This window comes from Falsochrobactrum tianjinense, assembly GCF_019100495.1.
Classification (GTDB): domain Bacteria; phylum Pseudomonadota; class Alphaproteobacteria; order Rhizobiales; family Rhizobiaceae; genus Brucella; species Brucella tianjinense.
Genome location: NZ_JAHRVA010000001.1, coordinates 273,757 through 292,796, shown reverse-complemented (window position 1 = coordinate 292,796; position 19,040 = coordinate 273,757). Strand labels below are relative to the sequence as shown.

The window sequence follows — 19,040 nt, the reverse complement described above, 5'->3', positions numbered from 1 at the left end:
GAGGGAACAAATGCCATGCTCACACATTTACCTTATAGAGTGCGGGGCGATTTTTGCGCGCCCGTGTTTTAGAATCATGAGGTAAAAATGTCCAAGAAGGCGATGCATGCCACCCGTAACGATCTTCCCTCCAACACCAAGACGACCATGATTGCGCTGCTCAATGCAAATTTAGCAGCGACAATCGATCTTTCGCTCATCACCAAACAGGCGCACTGGAACCTCAAGGGGCCGCAATTCATCGCCGTGCATGAGATGCTGGACACGTTGCGCGCTGATCTCGACGAACATGTCGATACGATTGCCGAGCGCGCCATCCAGCTTGGCGGCACGGCCTATGGCACGAGCCAGCGTGTCGCAGAGGATACCAGCCTCAAGCCCTATCCCATCGATATTTATGCCATTAGCGATCATCTCGAAGCGCTGATCGAATGCTATGGCGATGTCGCAAACCTGATTAGAAAAGCGATCAAGGATGCGGATGAAGCCGGTGACGACACCACCGCCGATATTTTCACCGCAGCCTCCCGCAGCCTCGACAAGGCCCTCTGGTTCCTTGAGGCGCATGTGCAGGAAAAGAACTAAAAGCAAAAGGCCGGGGTTTCCCGGCCTTTTCATTGAATGCGGACCAGCAGTTGCAGCTCGGCCTTTGCAGACATGAGTTTTCCAGCAGGGTTTGCATTCAATCCAAATAAGCCAGCCGTAATGCCGAAACAACTTGGCAATACTCGCCACAATGGTAACTTCAGTTTGCTCGATAAACGAGACGATCGCCTCGATTTCGACGGTTATGTCGTCGGGGAGCGATCCGAACCCTATGGCAGAGCGCGCATGACGACCCGCATCACCGAATACGCGGCACTCAATGTTAGATGCGGTTCTGGTAGGCCTATCATTCCTAACGCCATGAAGGGAACAATATGCGAAATATAGACTACGCTCTATATCTGAGAGGTCAGAACCCAAACTTCTGTTTGAGTTGAAATAATTCGACCAATGCCGCATCGCGACGCTGCGTCAGGCTTGCTTCGTCCATATTAGCAAGTTCCTTCTCAATGCCACCGATGAGAGCATTCTTGACGGCTTCAGTCAGCTGGGACGTTCCATGTTCTCGCCAGCGCGCCTCCTGGGTCGGACCAAGATGGTCAAGATAGTGCCGATATCCACCTTTACCGCCACCAAGATGATAAATCAGATGAGGTCCCATTAGTGCCCAACGCATACCTGGCCCATATGAAATTGCTTTGTCCACATCCTCAACGGTAGCAATTCCTTCCGCAACGATATGTACTGCTTCGCGGTAGAGCGCTGACGTAAGACGGTTGGCCAAATGGCCAGGCACTTCCTTTTGCACGCGTATTGTCACTCGTTTCAAAGCATTGTAAAAAGCTTCGGCCCTGTTCACCGTATCAGGCGTCGTTAACTTACCGGCAACAAGCTCAACCATAGGAACCAGGTGGGGCGGGTTCATTGGATGGCCAACTAGTATTCGCGCAGGCCGGAGCGCATCACGCTGAATATCGGTAGCAGTAAGCGATGATGTGCTGGATGCGATTATGGTGTCATGTGCAATTTGTTCTTCGATCTGGGCGATTAGATCTCGTTTCACATTGATACGATCTGGGCCACATTCCTGTACAAAATCAGCCTCCTTGATCGCAGCAATATCTTGCGAAACCGTAACGCGGGGCGGGCAGCATTCCTCAGCGAGTCCCAGAGAACGAAGCATCGGCCAGGCATCCCGAAGAAATGCCTGAAACTCGTCACCAGCTTCGCTGCGAGGATCGACAATCGTGACTTCGTGTCCTTGGGCAACAAACAGGCTAGCCCAACTCATTCCGATCAAACCGCCACCAATAACGGCAATTTTGTGCGATCTGATCATGATGAGGATCCCGTTTCTTCAAAGGTCTCCCGTGTGAATTTAGTGGGAAGCTGCCGCTCTATATGTGGATCGAGCTCAAGCCCCCACGTATTGATCATGCAGCCAAGGATTACATACATGCCGTGAATAGCAATAATGTCCAGAATCTGTTGATTGTTGTAGTGGCAGCGCAGTTCGCTCAGGGTTTTCACCGACAAACGATGGTCTATTATCAACTCATCCACTGCCGTGAGCAGGATGGCATCACCTGCCGGCCATTGCGCATATGAAGTATTTACCCGTTCAATTTCATCCGCCGAAAGACCGCAGCTTAGGCCACGTTCCACATGGGAGGCCCATTCATACCAGGCTTTAAGATGGGAGGCTACGCGCAATATGACCAGTTCACCCGCGCGTCGTCCGAGTGAGCCGCCGCCAACCGAATAGTTCCGAAAACTCCACCACGCTTTCAGCAACTCTGGATTATGGGCCATCAATGCGTGCACGTTCAGTGGACGCTCTCTCATATCCTCAATTATGTTGGAAAGCATTGGATCCCAATTTTCCTTGGGTAGCGGTCTAAGTGAGAGATCGCGAGACATGAGATCATTCTCCGGATTAGTGTTTCATGCAAGGACCGTTAAAGAAACCGCCTTCAAAACGATCAAGAAAAATATCCGCCTAAGCTTTGCCAAAGAAAGGGGAGCGCGCAAGTGACTCATTTGCCAGCACATCAGCTTCTTCACCCACATAGTCTTTGGTTTCACGATCACATACCAATTTTACACCTATAAATTCGCCCGCCCCGCCTACGTCACCCTATATTCAGACAGTGATCAGCGAGTTTTCACAAGCCTTGCCGCATGTAAATTTCTGCGTTTCTCAGAACCAGTCGCTTACCATCTTCTTCTGTCAGTATAAAATTCGGCATTGTCACGTTAAGCTTGTCATACTTAGAAAGAGCAGGTTTCCGGAGATTTCAGACGAGGCAGGCTGCAATTTTCCATACGTCGAGCGCTTCGAGACGATGGTAGCGAATTGTTTGCGCGGCACGGCGGTGTCATGGAACTGAAAAGCGATTACGGGTGGCGGAGTGCATCGATACAAACCGTTGCAAAGCTCCCGGCGATCAAGGCTGGGTGCCATGCTGATCGACAGCACGCCAAAGCCAGACCGCCTCTCGGCTGACAACGTCCCGCGTTCAACAAGCAGATCTTCGGCACCTGCTACCCCCTAAGCCAGCCTGGTAGGCCAGGCGCCACATGACCAGTCAGAGCCGCCTGAGCACAACTCATGAGGCTGCCAAAGCGAACTGCACGACCAGATAGAGCTGGCCCATAATGGGCATATTTGCCTGAATTGGTCATTAATGTTTTTGATGCGCTTGGGAAAACCGGTTCGGAGATCGAACACCAGCAGAGGTCGGGTATGACCTGCACACCTGCGGCTTCCAGCCTTCCCAGCGTTCCATCGCTTCGGGCCGTGGCAATAACTTGACGTCCGGCCGTTATAATTGTTTTTATTATGACTTTGCCACCACGCAGTGCATCTGCAAAAGTGCGACATTCTTCAAGTGACGCATGCGGGCTACCGATTGCTATAAGATCCACGTCGTCAGGACCGCCGTTCAAAAGACGCCAACCCGCTGCCATATCATCATTTGAGATACAAACCGTATCTGCAGACGGTGAAATCAGATGCGCTTCCGGCGTAATACCATCCACATGCAACATAGGCGCAGCAGAGGTCGTGCCGAATGCTGCGCAAAGTGCTTTCAGGTCTTCTGGGCTCGGGTTGGCCACTTCGAGCCCACGCAACAACGGGATTCGGTCAGGAGAGATTTTACCCGCAAGATAACCGATCAATGGCCAGAAGGCATCATCAAACGCATTGGGAACATTGATATTTATAATTCTCTGCGCCAGTCGGTGCTGATCTAGATAAACGCCTGAAAGCGGCGCACGGCCCGTGATTGCAATGCAGAGATCAAGGAAATCGGGGTGTTTTGTTGTACGTGCGCCAAGGACGGTATTCGCATAGATGACCGCATTGCTCTCGGCCCAGGCGATCATCTCGCCTTGAACAGGAGCCGTCTCTAGTAGGTAAGGCGAACAGGTGAACGTATTCTGGCACCCCATCCGCACGTAAGCGTCGGCGAGCCGCGCAGCGGGCTGTCCGAAGATTACGGGCACGCCCTGAGCCTGCCATCTCTCACGATCGACGGAGATGGCATTCATCGTTGTCGGAACACGGACGCGCGCTCCCATATCCGCCATTTTCTCGGCAAAGATCAAGTTTGCGTGGCTTGCATAAATGCATCCATCAATATGAGCCTGCGCCACATCGATCAAGTGTTCGGCGCCCTGGTTTGCGGCCATCGTGCAGATGATTTCCATAGCAAGTTTTATAACTTCGCCCTTGGCTCCTGACAGCATAGCACCGTCGTCTTGAGTCAAAGTCAGCTCCGCAATCTCGGGCGGTGCGACGGGCAGGCTGAAACTGGGCGCGGTGACGGTTGTCGGGGTTATCTCAGCTTCAGCTTCCTGACTCAACCGCGCCCACTCTTCGGGCTGGAGGCGAAGGACAGGCAAAGGCCTACCGAACATCTTATCTGCGATAAGTGCTCCTAGCGTTACTACGTCCTCCGCTTGGGAAAAGACCAATGCAGCCGGAGCCATGCTGTTGAGCACCAGATCAAGCAATATGCCCGATCCGGTGCATGACCCTCTGGTAGAGGGGATCATGAGAACAGCACCTGCAATGCTTTGACCATAGAGCGGGTGGTGCACGTCAATTATCTTGCCGGAAGCGGGATCGACACCACCCCAAAAACTGAGTGGTTCGCTGGTCGCAAGAATTGGTCCCCTGGCCGTACCGGAAAGAATGCTGCGGGCTGTTACGTTCATTTTGGGCGAGCTACTCAATGCTGTTGTCGTGAATTGACAAAAATGGTGACGATTATCGGTTCAAATAGAAACGTATCAACAGTTTTTTGCAAACTGCATGGTGAACTTAGTTTCTTGTGCCTTTCGAAACAATGTCCAGCTTCTCTTGACCGCCTCATCGGCGGCATCGTTCTGCGCCGAGAATTTCAACGCGCATTCCATCCTCGCATCAGACACGTCGCTAACGACATCGTAATAAATCCGCTCTGGTTCATTTTACCGTTTATTCAAAACGGTCTTTTAAACGATGCCACGGATGAATGCGGTTGGCGACTTGCGTAGCAACGGGATGAAACGGCACCGGCTGCATATTCGTCACCGGTAACGGCATTGCGTCATCGGAAAGCTGGTCCAGTGCCCAACGGCCAATTTCCTGTCCTAATGACATGGAAAGCGCAACACCTCGACCGGAATAAATCCCGCCAAACACAAGCCCCGGTGCAAGGCGATAAAGTCGAGGACGACGATCCGGCACAACCGCGAATGTACCGTGCCAGTATTCCACCATTTTGGGGGTCGTTTTAAATGCGTGAAATGCTTTTTTCAGCATGGTTGCGACTTTTTCGCGCCCGCGTTCTGCTTCATTGTGCCAAAAAGTATGGGTGCCGCCGCTCACCAGCCGATTATCGCAATCGAAGTGAAAATAGCGAAGATCGTTACGCATATCCGAAACAGCAGGATTGCCCAGCAAAATCTGTGCGCGCAATTCCTCTGGCAAGGGTTCGGTTGCAGACTGGAATACCTTGAGCGGTATAAGTGTACGTTTAAGATCTGGCCACAAATTATCAGTCAGCGCATTCGTCGCCAGTACGACCCTTGAGGCGATAACACTGCCCTTGCTGGTTTTGACCAGCCAGCCCTTACCACTTTTCTTCAGCGAAATGGCTTTTGAGTTTTCAAAGATCGCAACGCCTTCACGCTCCAGAGCGCCCGCCAATCCAACGGCCATGGCGAACGGATTGATATGACCAGAATTTGGTACCAGCCATCCGCCCAGATAAGGGCTTCCAATTTTGGCGCTGATCATGTCACGGTCAAGCCATGTAACCTTAGCACCAAAGGCTTTCCATTCGTGATAGAATTGCCGAACCCTGCGTAAAGTGGCTTGCGTGTGCGCAGGCTGAATCCAGCCATTCTGCACCTGATGGGCATTGATACCAAATCTTTGCATCAAGCCGAATGAGACGTCACCAGAATTGGCGATCAGACGGTTGTATTTCTCGCCGCGTGCTTTTCCATAGACAGCCTCGAATTCGGAGGGGGCGGCTTTGGAGTGATGCGAAATGACCAGGCCATGATTACGCCCTGATGCTGAAGAGCCAATTTCATTGCCTTCAAGAAGAATGACATTGGCTCCGCTGTCGCGTGCGCCCAGAGCGGCGGCCATGCCGGTATATCCGCCGCCGACAACGAGCAGGTCGGCCTCATGATCCCCGCGTAGTTCAGGGGCCGGGCTGCGTTTTGGCGTCGTCTTTGCCCAAAGGTGAGGTGTTTTCCAGTCGACCTCAAACATGAAGTGTTTCCTCGGTAGTGCCACCGAGAAAGTGTTCGCTCAAAGCGGAATGTTCAGCCATTTCCTTTGACGGGCCATGCAGTTTGATGCGACCCGTATTGAACAAGTAAGCATAATCGCCGCATTCGAGAGCCAATTGCACATTCTGTTCAACCAGCAGGATTGAAATCCCGGTCTGGGACAGATCGAGGATGATCCGGAATATCTGATGGATAATCTTCGGCGCGAGGCCGAGCGACGGCTCATCGAGCATCAGAAGTTTTGGTTCCGCCATTAATGCGCGTCCGATCGCCAGCATTTGCTGCTGACCGCCAGACATGCGGCTCGCCATACTATTACGGCGCTCTTTTAGAATTGGAAACAGCTCAAAGACTTCATCTCGAAGAACTTCAAAGCTTTTCCCAACCCGTCCGATATGCGCGGCGATGAGATTTTCTTCCACCGTCAAACGCTGGAATATCTGGCGACCTTCGGGGCAATGGGTCAGCCCCATTCGCACGACCTGTTCCGGTCTGGCTCTGGTTATATCCTTACCTTCAAAGACAATCGAACCGGCTGTAACCTGCGCAACCCCAGAAATAGAGTTCAGCAGCGTTGTTTTTCCTGCACCATTCGGCCCGAGAATAACAACGATCTCCTGGGGATCGATTTCAAGATCAACATTATCAAGTACGCTGACGCGTCCGTATCCCGAGCTTAGCCCGGCGATTTTCAGCAGCGGCGCGGATTTCGTCGATGTCATTGTCTGTCCCCAGATAGGCTAGTTGAACTTCAGAATTTGCCTGCACTTCCGCAGGCGTTCCCTGAAAAAGCAGTTTGCCGTGATGCATCACGACGATGTTGTCGCAAACAGTCATGACGAGGTCCATGTCATGCTCAACAACGATCATGATCCGATCAGGTGAGCGCAATGCAGCTAGCCGCTCGGTTAGCTCGGCGGTCTCATGATGGTTTAAGCCTGCGGCGGGTTCATCAAGCAGCAGCACGCGTGGATTCATGACCAGTGCCCGTGCAATTTCCAGCATCCGCTGTCGGCCATAAGGCAGGCTCCCGGCTTCGAAATTTGCGTAAGCCTGCAAATTAAAGGATTTGAGAATACCCATGCAGATGTCGCGGCGGTGCTTCTGCTGTGCACGGTTAAAAGGAGGCCACGCAACCTCTTTCCAGGATTTCCACACATCGGTTGGATAAAAACACACTTCCAGATTTTCCAAAGCGGTCATCTGATCAAAAAGGCGGATATTCTGGTAGGTGCGTGCTACGCCAGCATTTGCGATCTGATGTTTCTGAAGGCGCTCAAGATGTTTTCCATCTAAAGTAATGGCTCCGGATGAAACCTGGTAAGAGCCAGCAGTCATGTTAATCAAGGTAGATTTGCCAGCACCGTTGGGCCCGATGATACCATATATCAACCCGGGCAAGAACTCGGTGGTAACATCATTTGTAGCAATCACATTACCGTATTGCTTCCACAGATTTTTGAAGGCAAGCGTCATTTTCCAAGTAGCCTCCTGAAAAGTTTCTCTGGCCCGAAGGAACGTGGAATTATTCCTGCCGGACGGATGATAATAAGCGTGACCATGAGCAGACCGAGGAACAGAATTCTCCACTCAGCAAGCTCACGCAGAACCTCGGGCAGCAAGATCAAAATTGTAGCGCCGACGATAATGCCGAGAATATTTCCAATGCCGCCAATAACTATCATCAACACGATCAGTATCGACTCCTGTAGAGTGAAACTTTCCGGACTGACGAAACGCTGCGAAGCTGCGAAAATAACACCGGCGACAGAGCCAATTGAAGCCGAGGTGGCGAAAGCCACAAGTTTGGCATTTGTGGTGTTAATACCTATACCGCGCGCGGCATCCTGATCTTCACGTATAGCAGACCAGGCCTTTCCAAGAATTGACTGCTCCAGCCGCCATACAAGTATCATTATGACTGCAACAACGCCCAATAGAAGCCAATATATTTCCACCGGTTTACCGAAATCCATTCCGAACATTGACGGTTTGTCGATACGTGCAATACCTTGTGGCCCGCCTGTCAGCCAATCGACATTGTTAATAATGATGCGAATGATCTCACCAAAACCAAGTGTTACAATGGCCAGATAGTCACCTCTTAGCCTCAGAACCGGAATACCCAGCAAAACTCCCGTCATAGCCCCCATGAATATAGCAATTGCCAGGATCACGAAAAACGGAAGGTGTAAGTCGAATTGCGGACTTGCAAGGAGAGCATATGTGTAAGCGCCCACGGCGTAGAATGCGACAAATCCAAGATCAAGCAAACCTGCATAGCCAATGACGATATTCAGGCCGATACCCAGAAGAATATAGATCAACAGGCCATTAACAACGCGGATATAGTAATTTGGCAGGAATGGGGTTGCAATAATGAGGGCAACAGCAATCGCAAGCACGAGGAATGCCGTTAAACGCCCTTTGCGTTTCTCGTTTGTTACTGAATTTACGATGACCGACATCAGAATTCCCTCTTATAGACCATGCTTTCTTCAGAAACCGGTTCACCCAGGATGCCGGCCGGCTTGACAAGCAGGACGAGGATGAGGATCGCGAAAGAAAGAACGTCTCGATATTCTGTGCCGAGTATTCCACCCGTAAGGATCGGCAAAAGCGCTACGCCGCCGACTTCGATGAAGGCAAGAAGATAGGCACCAAGCATTGCACCTGGGATTGACCCAATGCCGCCAAGAATAGCCGCAGTGAACGCCTTCAGGCCGATAACCGCACCCATGGTTGGAGACATGATACCGTAGTAGCTGGCATAGAGAATTCCACCTGCGGCACCCAATAAAGGCCCGAAGAAGAACACCATTGAAATGGCCAGGTTTACATTGATACCCAGCAATTGCGATGTGCTGCGGTTCTCTGCAACGGCACGGACGATGACGCCGATCCGGCTGCGGTTCACGATCAAATGAAGGCCGTACATGAGAATGAAGGAGGCAACAAGAATGCCAATCTGCATTGCAGTGATCGTAGCGCCGAATATTTCAAAGCGAATTGCCGGGAAGAAACTTGGAAATCCGACAGGCTGCGGTCCGGCAAGAATTTGAACTGCCGTCACCAATGAGAGCGAAACTCCAAGAGAGGAAAGCATGGGCGCCAGCCGGGTTGAATTACGCAGCGGCTTGTAAGCTACTTTTTCGATGCCCACACCGATAAGGCCGACCGCGACGACGGCCAGAAAGAAGACGACTGTCAACGTAAAAGCGCCAGCCCCGCCGATCTGTCCAACGATGAGCGTCAGCCCAAAAAAGGCTGCGTAAGCTCCCAGCATGAACATTTCGGCATGGGAAAAATTGATCATTCGCAGAACGCCGTACACCATGGTGTAACCCAGTGCGATCAACGCGTAGAGCGAACCGATCGTTAAAGCATTAACTGTCTGTTGGATAAGTGTTCCAAGCATGGAGGTTCCTGCTCAAGAGATTCAGCGCACGCGACAGATGGCGCTGAACGAGGAGAGGAGATGCGGTGCTCATCAATGAAATATTCAAGCCGCATGATGGTCCACACCTACCAGGACTATGCTGGTAGGTGTGGTATGGCTGTCTTAGTTCGTGCCCTTGAGAACAAAACCGTCGCCTTCAACCTGATAGACGTATGAAGGGGCAGCCTTGAGTTCGCCGGTCTCGTCAAATTCAAGTTCGCCGACAACTGTTTTGACTTTTACCGCATGGAGCGCATCGTTCATCTCTTCACGGCTGAAGCCTTTTGTCGTCTTGATGACTGCTTCCAGAATCTGACCCTGAACATAACCATAGATAGAATAAGGACCAGCTTCTTCGCCGTACTTCTCTTTGTAGAGTCTTGCAAATTCTGCAATTTCAGGTGATGCGTCCATCGGTGGAACCTGAATGGACATCAGGACGCCTTGAGCATTCGCTTCACCAGCTTGGGTTATGAAGTCTGGCGTATAACCACCATCCGGGACGATGAGCTGCGCTGTCACGCCTTGCTCATGCATCTGTTTTGCGAAGAGAGAAAGCTGCGGCATGACTGCGCCGACGAAAATAACGTCAGGCTCGCTCGATTTAATTTTTGCCAAAACAGCAGTGAAATCCACGTCAGAAGGAGCTACGGAGAGCGTATCGATGATTTCGCCGCCACCCTTTTTGAAGTTCTCTGAAAAAATCTCAGATACTCCCTGACCAAAGACCTGCTTGTCACTTACGATCAACGCGGTCTTTGCGCTCAGCTTGTCCAAAGCATACTCAGCCGGAAGCCGCGCATTCGTCAGGTCATTGCCGACTGGACGCACCATGAATTCATAACCGAGCTGCGTCAGCGCCGGGTTCGACGCAAAGGTCATGTTCGGCAGTTCGCAGTCTTCGTAAATCGGCAGTGTCGATTGAGCCACACCGGAATTAAAGTTGACGAGCGCAATCGTGATGCTGTCATTGTCGCAGAATTTCTGAGCGACGAGCGTTCCTTCGCGCGGATCGGCTTTATCGTCCTGCTGGTCGATCAGAATCTTGGTTCCGTTGACGCCGCCATCGGCATTGAGTTTTTCAACATATAGCTTGAAACCATTATGCCATGTCGAACCGAAATATGCTTGCGCGCCAGATAGCGGAGCAGACAATCCAATTGTAACGTCCTCCGCAAGAGCTTGTCCTCCAAACAACGATGCTCCCAAGCAAATTGCAACAAACCGTTTCATTTTTATTCCCCTTGATGGTTTTGGTTGAAACTTTCGGTAACGCTAAGGAAGCAGACATTTTCTTTCACGTCAAGAAAGTGTCTACACTATTGCGTTCATTTTTTTAGGCGAGTGCCTCACTGTGTCTGCGCTTTCAAGCGGGACCGTTTTCGAAGGGTGCATTCTGAGGCGCGCCAATAGACCGTAGTCATATGGGATCAGTTCCTGCGACCCTAGCTGTTCTGCTTCAGAATTGTTTCGGCCGAGATAAACCCCCACGTCAAATTCGGACCCAACGTGGTGCCAGCGCCAACCGCGCGCGTGCCGATCGGATTGGCCATCGCCAGCCCCGCCGCATAGAGGCCGGGGATGATGGAGCCGTCTTCACGGAGGACCTGGCCCATTTCATTCGTTCGGGGACCGCCTTTTGTGCCGATGATGGAACGATTCAGCGACATGCCGATGTAAGGCGGCTTATCGATTGGCTTAAGGCGAAGTACTCCGTTCTTGCCTGAACCATCTTTTTTCCCCTCCCAATAGGTCTCGCCTCGATGAAAATCTTCGTCGCGCCCTTTGGAACAGAAGCTGTTCCAGCGTTGGATCGTCTTTCGCAACTCATCTGCGGGCAGACCAAGCTTCGATGCAAGTTCTTCAATCGTGTCGGCCTTCTGGACCCATTCCGGCTCATAGGCGGCATACCAGCGGAATGGAAACGACGCCTTTAAATAGCGGTGGTCGCCAACCACGAAGCATGGAAGATGAACAGGTGAGCCATCCGGATTTCGCAAATCGATAGCTTCACCGCTGTTGAAATGCGCTTCGCTCACGAACCGCTTGCCGTAGCGGTTCACGACAATGGAATGCGGCTCATAGAGGAAGTTTATCGGTAGGCCATAACGCTTGCCTTCGTAACGTGTTGGCAAACAAGCATAGACATTCGCCTGCTCCATATGATCCATATGAGCACCGACCGACTCCGCCATCTTCTGGCCGTCGCCTTCATTGCCCGTTGGCGTTCCGATGCGATCGAACGGGCCGGGAAAATATTTTTCCCGCATGGTTTTGTCCCATTCGAAACCACCTGACGCAATGACCACCCCTCGACGGGCAGAAACAGTATCCCGCTTGCCGCCATGATCGATTTCTACGCCGGTAATTCGCCCGGTTTCATCCTGAACAAGTCCCACAGCTCTGGTTTCAAGCCTGAACTCGACACCTGAATCCAGGCATCCCTTGATTAACCCTGTCATCAATGCCGTGCCTTGTGCACCGGCATTTTGCAACCACCGCCAAAGAAGCTTGGGCCACATCTTCAATCCTGCACGGAATGGCGTGTGATAAAGATCGAGATTAACGTTTTCCTGATAGGTAAAGCCGTGCGGCAATGTCGAGCGTCGAATTTTGCTTGTATATTTTCCAAGAAGTCTGCGGCTTAATGGCATCGGCGACATCATTCGCCCGTATTTTTTGCCTCCGGAGGCTTCGACATATGGGTCAGGCTCATTGATGAGCCTGAAGTCGATTGGGGTATTCTCCGTTATGAACTTCAACATTACGGGCGCATTTTTGACAAATGCCGTATGACGAATATCTTCCTTGTCACCCCAATCAGCAGGCTGGATAGCGCGCAAATAAGCAAGCGCTTCTTCCTGGCTGTCTGCAACGCCCGCTGCGGCGGCGATATGGTTTGCAGGTATCCATACGCCTGCGCCTGACATAGCCGACGTGCCACCGAGTTTGGCAGTCTTCTCGATTGCCAGAACCTTCAGCCCACCTTTCGCGGCCCTCAAAGCAGCCGAGCAAGCTGCTGATCCGGTGCCGATCACGACTACATCGTAGCTATTCATTATAATCCCCTGCATTTATGAGCCGAGTATAGACCAAGAATTTTTTATCTGTCTACTCTTGTGTCGACACTTTTTGACGATTACCATTCCATAACGCGCATCGTTGATAATAAATAAACGGGAACTGAATGATGGAAGAACAAATCCGCACGGAAACCGCACCTGCTGGAGTCCATGTCTCCAGTCCCGCGCACCGGGAAAGCTATTGGCAGCCAGTGCCGGCGAATGGCTATGTCAGCGTTGCACTGGCACCGCATATTGTTGGAATGGAAAATCCTTTTGGCATGGGAACGCAGTCTCTTGCGCCCGGCGGATATGTTCGCGAGCACACGCATGAAGAACATGAAGAGGCGGTCTTTGTCATTGAAGGCAAAGGGCGCACGGTCATTGCTGGCGAGGAATACGAACTCGGTCCCGATAGCGCTGTGTTTATTCCCAAGTCAACACGGCACATGTTTATCAACGATGGTGAAACACCGCTACGGTGGGTCTGGCTTATTATTCCAAATGGTTTGGAGCATTTCTTCCGTTTGATCGGAAAGCCGCGCACTCCGGGAGACAAGGTTCCTTCCAACTTCCCTCGTCCCGAAAATGTACTGGAGATCGAACGCCAAACCGTATTTGGCGCGAATCTTTCCGACAAGTTCGATCCCGTAAAACAGGGCAAGTAGCACTCCATGGCACCGCAGCTTCAGCAAGATTTTCTGCGACCTTTCAAAGTTGGGCTCATAGGATTTGGGGCGATTGCGCGTGAGGTGCTGCTCAATTCCCAACATGCCGGAATTGAATGGACCGTTTTAACGCGCTCTGCTGCTCACGCGGATCGTGCGCAGCAAAATATCCGGTTTGTACATGAAATTTCAGCGCTGATCGAAACCCGACCCTGCGTCGTGATTGAAGCTGCGGGCCAAACGGCTCTGGCAGAGTACGGGCCTGCTTTACTTGGAGCAGGCATCCCTGTCATTGTCGCGTCCGTGGGAGCCTTTGCGGATGAAGATCTTTTGATGGCACTCACCCGCGCATGCCAAAAAACAGATGCTTCATTGATAATTCCCTCCGGCGCCATCGGGGGGCTTGATTATCTTTCTGCTATTTCATCGCTTGAAGATATCCGCATACGATATACGTCGCGAAAGCCGCCTGCGGCTTGGAAAGCGGAGCTTGAGAAAAGAAATCTGGTTTGCGCAACCAAACCCGTTACCCTCTTCGAAGGTTCGCCAGCGGAAGCAGCACGCCTTTATCCCAAGAATCTTAATGCTGCCTTAACTCTTGCCCTTACAGCGCGCCCAGCCACATTGACGGTCCGCGTTGTGGTTGACCCTCAAGCCAAAGGCAATACGCATGAAATTGAGGCCGAAAGTGCAGCAGGGACCGCATTTATGCGGTTCGAAAACGTTCCATCGCCAGTCAACCCCAAGACCTCGACGATAACGGCGCTTAGCCTTGCATCAGCTTTGCGGAAATTTCTGCACCCGAAGGGGATGAACTGATGGCATATTACCTTGCGCAAGACGGATGCCGCATCCACTATAAAATCTTTGGTGAACAGGGTCCTTCCGTCATCCTCATTCCGGGGCTTGGCGGCGATGGCCGTTTCTGGAACGGTGTCGTCGAAAGGTTGAAAGAAAATTTCCGGCTTATCGTTCCCGATCACCGGGGTGCAGGGCAAAGTGATCGACCTGACGGGCCGTATTCCATACCCCTTATCACCAGTGATATCGTTGGTATCGTGCGTGAGCTTGGCTGCCCCGTGCATGTTGTCGCTCACTCGACCGGCGGCGCAATCGCACAGGTCATTGCACTTGACCATCCTGATATTGGTTCAAGCTACACGATCAGCAGTTCATGGGCCCGATCCGATGAGCGTTTTCGCATGTTGTTTAACGCACGCGCGGAAATGATGGATGCGGGGCTGGCAGAAACATATCAGCGTATGACCCTTATATTTGGGCATACGGCAGAATGGCTGGAACAAAACCGCGACACGTGTATTGAGGGAATTGCCGCTGCCCATGAAAATCTGGCACCGTTTTCAGTTACCGCCGCGCGTATTCGGATGTTGCTGGATCATGATCGGCTGGCGGAGCTGCCAAAGATTCAATGCCCGGTTCAGGTTGTTGCCGCCACCGACGATATACTGACGCCCCCTGCGCTTACAGAGGCGGTCGCTACCGCCATACCGAACGCGACTTTTGTGACCGTGCCGGGCGCGCATTTTCACCCATTGGCAAATCCAGATCAATTTGCATCTGTGATTCAACAGTTCATCAGGCAGGTGGCTGGATACTATGAGCACTCCTAAAACACCCCTTAATCTGACCGATCCGCGGTTGACGCCCGGCATCGATCTTCTCGCGAAAGGCCGTGCAATGGCTCGCGACTGGCGCGTAGGGTCGTGCCGGTTCCTTACGGAAATGAATGTGCCATCTGAAATGGCATGGAAGCGCAAGGCAACTGCAGAGAAGCGGGTAATGCAGCATGCGCATATCGGATTTCGCGACGTTAATCGTACAATCGAGGCAATTGCCGAAGTCCATGGCACCTGCATGAAGAGCGGCGTAACCGTAGACCGCTTCGGCATCACGCTCGACTGGTCAATGGGCTATCCGGAAGCCATGCGCGCCAAAGCATCGCGCGGCACCGGGATCGTTCTTTCGGGACCGGAGGATTTTGCTCGTATCACCAATGCGGCCCCGGCGGCTGCTCACTTTGGCGACTTCATGCTCGGTCTGCCCGGCGCTGTTGAAAATACTCGCGCGGCCCTTGCGGCCGGTGCTACCGCTGTGGGCAATCTTGGCCAATATTTCACGTTCCGTCTCCCTTACTGGGACGACGATGTTGCAACGACAGAAGCGACTGTTATCGCACTTGGCCTAATCGCGGCGCAGGACGCAGAAGTCCTGGTCCACTCCAATCTGGATGACGGCTTTGCCGGGCTGTTTATCGATATGGCTTGTGCGCTTGGTATGGTGCTGATCGAAAAATACATCATTGAAGACTTGATCGGTGCGAAGATGTCTCACTGCTATGGGCATCATTTCAGTGACCCCCTATCGCGAACGGCATTTCATGCCGCTCTCCAGCGGGTGAATGACACGCCCGGTACTATGATTTTTGGCAACACCGTTGCTTATCAGTCTACGTCTGCTGGTAACTATGCCAGCCTCGCGAGTTATCTTCTGGCTGACATTCTGGCGCTTGGTCGCTGGCCAAGCGGTCATGCAATCAATCCGGTGCCTGTGACCGAAAACCAGCGTATTCCAGACGTTGACGAGATTATTGATGCTCAGACATTCGCCCATCGTCTGACTTTGCATGCGCCTTATTATAACCCGGTCTATGATTGGTCTAAACCTGAGGGGATGGCCGATACGCTTGTCGAAGGCGGTAAGCAATTTGCCGAATCCGTTTTCAAGGGCCTCGAAGAACGCGGGGTCGACATTAAAGATCCGGCAGCTCTTTTGCTGGCGATTCGACGCATGGGACCCAAGCGTATGGAAGCGCTCTTTGGTCCCGGTATTATGGGTGCACGCGGACGCCAGCCGCTCATTCATGCGGAATGGGCACGCGAACTCAACGAGAAAGCTGAGCATTGGGTTGCTTCCCAGTCCCCGTTTGCCGAAGCAAAGTCCATCACCCTTTGCATTGGAACCACAGACGTCCATGAGCACGGCAAATATCTGGTCGAGCAGGCATTGGCTGGAATTGAAATCAGCATCGTTGATGCGGGTGTTGCCATCGATCCCGAAATACTTGTCACATCCGCTATGGAGAATGGTGCAAATGTTATCGCGTTCAGCACATATAACGGTGTTGCCCTTACTTACGCAAAAGCCGTGAAGGCTGTGATGGAGAAATGGAACCTCGATCTTCCGGTATTGATCGGCGGGCGACTGAATGAGATCCCGAAGGATTCCAACTCAGGGCTTCCCGTGGAGGTTTCGCAAGAAATCGCCGATCTCGGTTACTTCCCGTGTACAGACCTTGATTCCATGTTGACTACGCTAAGACAGATATTTCCATCTGCTTCAGGAAAGGTGGATTTTACCACGCAGTCATTCCGCCATCGACAGTGAATATTGACGTGACCGAACGGTTTGTGCCGGTCCCGGCAATGGCGTGATGATCGCAACCTTATTTTCCAGATGCAAGCGCTCTCCTTTGTAAAATTGTTGAGGTAATCTTGCACAAACGCTTGTAAAGTGTCGACACTTTTGTATTTAATACAGCAATACTATGGAGGCATTCGTGAAAAACACTCCGTCAACCGAGGAACACCTCGAGATTTATCGAAAGATGCTGCTCGTGCGGTATCTAGAAGAAGGGTTGGGCACGTTGCACAAAGAAGGGCGCACACGCGGTCCTATTCATCGTTGCGACGGACAGGAGGCCGTTGGTGTAGCATCCACTGCTGTTCTTGAAACAACCGATAAAGTTGCCACAACTCACCGTGGGCATGCTGTTTATCTTGGAAAAGGCATGGATCCTTATCCGGTCATTGCCGAGATTCTTGGGCGGGAGACTGGCGCCTGCGCTGGACGTGCCGGCCATATGCTTATCGCGGATGCGGAAAAGGGCGTGATTGGCGGCAATGCAATTGTCGGTGCCGGGATTCCGGCAGCGACTGGTATGGCGCTGTCGATGCAGGTATTGGGCCAGAAAAGCGTTGCCATGTGCATTTTTGGCGATGGTGCCGCGCAGACCGGCATCTGCCATGAAGCCATGAATATGGCTGGTCTCTGGAAGCTCCCAGTCGTCTTCGTGCTCGAGAATAATCAGTTCGGGCTGACCGTTCCGACTGAAGTCCAATCACCAGTTGTGGACATTTCCATGCGTGCTGCCGGTTACGATATGCCAGCACAAATCGTTGATGGTAATGACGCCATTGCCGTGTACCGCGCGGTTTCCGCGATGGTTGAACGCGCACGTCGCGGCGAAGGCCCCGGCATGGTCGAGTGCAAGACCTACCGCGTTGAGGGCTTCTCGACATCGGATATGGGCGGCTATCAGAAACCTGAGGATATCGCCCATTGGAAAGAACGCGATCCGCTAATCCTCTCCAGAAAGGTTCTGCTGGACGAGGTTGGAGAAGCGAAGCTCATTGAGGTCGAACAGAGCGCATATGCTGAAATTCAAACAGCTTTTGCGACCGCATTAGCCGATCCTTTGCCGCAGTTCAGCGTCGATGAAAAATGCAATCCTTATAGCGAGGCGCACTGAATATGGCCCTTATGCGTTATGCCGAAGCACTCAATGCTGCTCTTCGGGAAGAAATGCTCGCAGATCCTTCAGTCTTTCTGTTTGGTGAAGATATTGGCCGGTATGGCGGTGTTTTTAAAGTCACCAAGGGGCTGATGGAGGAATTTGGCGAAAATAGAGTCCGCGATACGCCAATTTCCGAACAGGCGCTGACTGCCATGGCGGTGACTGCCGCTATGACAGGAACCCGGCCTGTTCTTGAGATTATGTATGCGGATTTTATTCCGCTTACGCTTGATGCGCTGGTCAATCAGGCATCAATTTATAATTATATCTGGAATGAACAGGTAAAAATGCCGTTCGTGCTGCGTACTCAAGGCGGCGGCGGCGCAGGCGCAGGCGCGCAGCACTCCAAGGCGCTTGATTCCATGCTTGCGCATATTCCGGGCATCAAGGTTGTCGCTCCTTCCACACCAGCCGATGCAAAAGGTATGTTGAAGGCAGCGATCCGTGACGATCAACCGGTGATCTTCCTGGAGCACAAGCTCCTATACAATGTGCGCGGCGAAGTATCCGACGATGATGCCATCGTTCCGCTAGGGAAGGCAGCCATCATACGCGAAGGCAGCGATATTTCGATATTCGCCACTTCAAAGATGGTTATTGAGGCCAATAAAGCGGCGGAACTTCTCGCCAAGGACGGCGTATCAGCTGAAATCGTCGATCTTCGTTCGCTGCGGCCGCTCGATCTGGAAACGATAAAGGCCTCCATCGGCAAAACGCACCACGCTGTGGTGGTCAATGAAGGGTGGCGTTTCTGCGGCTATGCGGCTGAGCTATCGGCTACGATCATGGACTATGCATTTGATGATCTGGATGCGCCGGTTGCACGGGTTACTCTGCCGGACATGCCGATCCCATATTCGGAACCGCTGGAAATCGCCATGCTGCCAAATGCAGAGAAAATTCATGCAGCCGCACTCGCAACGCTAAAATAAACG

17 protein-coding genes and 2 pseudogenes are annotated in these 19,040 nt (G+C 52.2%); 7 read left to right on the top strand and 12 right to left on the bottom strand.

What is annotated here, in order from left to right; all coding sequences use genetic code 11:
- Positions 1-87: 87 nt before the first annotated feature.
- On the top strand, positions 88-585 hold the full coding sequence (gene dps, locus KUG47_RS01395) for a DNA starvation/stationary phase protection protein Dps (protein WP_217676174.1): 498 nt from the start codon (positions 88-90) through the stop codon (positions 583-585).
- A 177-nt stretch (positions 586-762) separates the two neighbouring features.
- On the opposite strand, the pseudogene KUG47_RS16700 reads toward dps, so the two are convergent.
- From KUG47_RS16700 to KUG47_RS01345, 12 genes and pseudogenes are all read right to left on the bottom strand, one after another.
- Positions 763-858 (bottom strand): annotated as a pseudogene (locus KUG47_RS16700) (RidA family protein); the annotation flags it as partial.
- Positions 859-955: 97 nt separating this feature from the next.
- Positions 956-1,885 carry a 3-hydroxyacyl-CoA dehydrogenase NAD-binding domain-containing protein gene (locus tag KUG47_RS01390; protein WP_217676173.1) on the bottom strand — a complete coding sequence of 310 codons (930 nt, stop codon included), beginning with the start codon at positions 1,883-1,885 and terminating at the stop codon, positions 956-958.
- The gene (locus KUG47_RS01385; RefSeq protein WP_217676172.1) at positions 1,882-2,466 is read right to left on the bottom strand and encodes a carboxymuconolactone decarboxylase family protein; all 585 of its coding nucleotides are present in this window, start codon (positions 2,464-2,466) and stop codon (positions 1,882-1,884) included. The genes KUG47_RS01390 and KUG47_RS01385 overlap by 4 nt, the downstream gene beginning before the upstream one ends.
- A 377-nt stretch (positions 2,467-2,843) precedes the next feature.
- Positions 2,844-2,993: pseudogene (locus tag KUG47_RS16845) on the bottom strand (IS6 family transposase); the annotation flags it as partial.
- A 97-nt stretch (positions 2,994-3,090) separates the two neighbouring features.
- On the bottom strand, positions 3,091-4,770 hold the full coding sequence (gene lhpI / locus KUG47_RS01380; RefSeq protein WP_217676171.1) for a cis-3-hydroxy-L-proline dehydratase: 1,680 nt from the start codon (positions 4,768-4,770) through the stop codon (positions 3,091-3,093).
- 262 nt (positions 4,771-5,032) lie between these two features.
- The gene (locus tag KUG47_RS01375) at positions 5,033-6,322 is read right to left on the bottom strand and encodes an NAD(P)/FAD-dependent oxidoreductase (RefSeq protein WP_217676170.1); all 1,290 of its coding nucleotides are present in this window, start codon (positions 6,320-6,322) and stop codon (positions 5,033-5,035) included.
- Positions 6,315-7,064, bottom strand: coding sequence for an ABC transporter ATP-binding protein (locus tag KUG47_RS01370; protein ID WP_254799239.1), 750 nt, complete (start codon positions 7,062-7,064; stop codon positions 6,315-6,317). Before KUG47_RS01370 ends, KUG47_RS01375 begins: the two co-directional genes overlap by 8 nt.
- A complete protein-coding gene (locus tag KUG47_RS01365) occupies positions 6,988-7,818 on the bottom strand; it encodes an ABC transporter ATP-binding protein (RefSeq protein ID WP_217676169.1) in 831 nt (276 codons plus the stop codon). Before KUG47_RS01365 ends, KUG47_RS01370 begins: the two co-directional genes overlap by 77 nt.
- On the bottom strand, positions 7,815-8,810 hold the full coding sequence (locus KUG47_RS01360; protein ID WP_217676168.1) for an ABC transporter permease subunit: 996 nt from the start codon (positions 8,808-8,810) through the stop codon (positions 7,815-7,817). The genes KUG47_RS01365 and KUG47_RS01360 overlap by 4 nt, the downstream gene beginning before the upstream one ends.
- Complete coding sequence (locus KUG47_RS01355; RefSeq protein ID WP_217676167.1) at positions 8,810-9,760, bottom strand: branched-chain amino acid ABC transporter permease; 951 nt, start codon at positions 9,758-9,760, stop codon at positions 8,810-8,812. The genes KUG47_RS01360 and KUG47_RS01355 overlap by 1 nt, the downstream gene beginning before the upstream one ends.
- A gap of 144 nt (positions 9,761-9,904) precedes the next feature.
- The gene (locus KUG47_RS01350; RefSeq protein ID WP_217676166.1) at positions 9,905-11,014 is read right to left on the bottom strand and encodes a branched-chain amino acid ABC transporter substrate-binding protein; all 1,110 of its coding nucleotides are present in this window, start codon (positions 11,012-11,014) and stop codon (positions 9,905-9,907) included.
- 212 nt (positions 11,015-11,226) lie between these two features.
- Positions 11,227-12,840 carry an FAD-binding protein gene (locus KUG47_RS01345; protein ID WP_217676165.1) on the bottom strand — a complete coding sequence of 538 codons (1,614 nt, stop codon included), beginning with the start codon at positions 12,838-12,840 and terminating at the stop codon, positions 11,227-11,229.
- Positions 12,841-12,971: 131 nt separating this feature from the next.
- Between KUG47_RS01345 and KUG47_RS01340 the strand changes: the two genes are divergently transcribed.
- The 6 genes from KUG47_RS01340 to KUG47_RS01315 all read left to right on the top strand — a co-directional run bounded on the left by KUG47_RS01340 (position 12,972) and on the right by KUG47_RS01315 (position 19,037).
- On the top strand, positions 12,972-13,511 hold the full coding sequence (locus tag KUG47_RS01340; RefSeq protein WP_254799238.1) for a cupin domain-containing protein: 540 nt from the start codon (positions 12,972-12,974) through the stop codon (positions 13,509-13,511).
- Between the two features lie 6 nt (positions 13,512-13,517).
- The gene (locus KUG47_RS01335; protein ID WP_217676163.1) at positions 13,518-14,330 is read left to right on the top strand and encodes an aspartate dehydrogenase; all 813 of its coding nucleotides are present in this window, start codon (positions 13,518-13,520) and stop codon (positions 14,328-14,330) included.
- Positions 14,330-15,142, top strand: coding sequence for an alpha/beta fold hydrolase (locus tag KUG47_RS01330; RefSeq protein WP_217676162.1), 813 nt, complete (start codon positions 14,330-14,332; stop codon positions 15,140-15,142). The genes KUG47_RS01335 and KUG47_RS01330 overlap by 1 nt, the downstream gene beginning before the upstream one ends.
- Complete coding sequence (locus KUG47_RS01325) at positions 15,129-16,916, top strand: hypothetical protein (protein ID WP_217676161.1); 1,788 nt, start codon at positions 15,129-15,131, stop codon at positions 16,914-16,916. Before KUG47_RS01330 ends, KUG47_RS01325 begins: the two co-directional genes overlap by 14 nt.
- Before the next feature lie 160 nt (positions 16,917-17,076).
- The gene (locus KUG47_RS01320; RefSeq protein WP_217676160.1) at positions 17,077-18,060 is read left to right on the top strand and encodes a thiamine pyrophosphate-dependent dehydrogenase E1 component subunit alpha; all 984 of its coding nucleotides are present in this window, start codon (positions 17,077-17,079) and stop codon (positions 18,058-18,060) included.
- Between the two features lie 2 nt (positions 18,061-18,062).
- Positions 18,063-19,037: an alpha-ketoacid dehydrogenase subunit beta gene (locus tag KUG47_RS01315; RefSeq protein WP_254799237.1), complete on the top strand. Its 975-nt coding sequence runs from the start codon at positions 18,063-18,065 to the stop codon at positions 19,035-19,037.
- Positions 19,038-19,040: the final 3 nt, after the last annotated feature.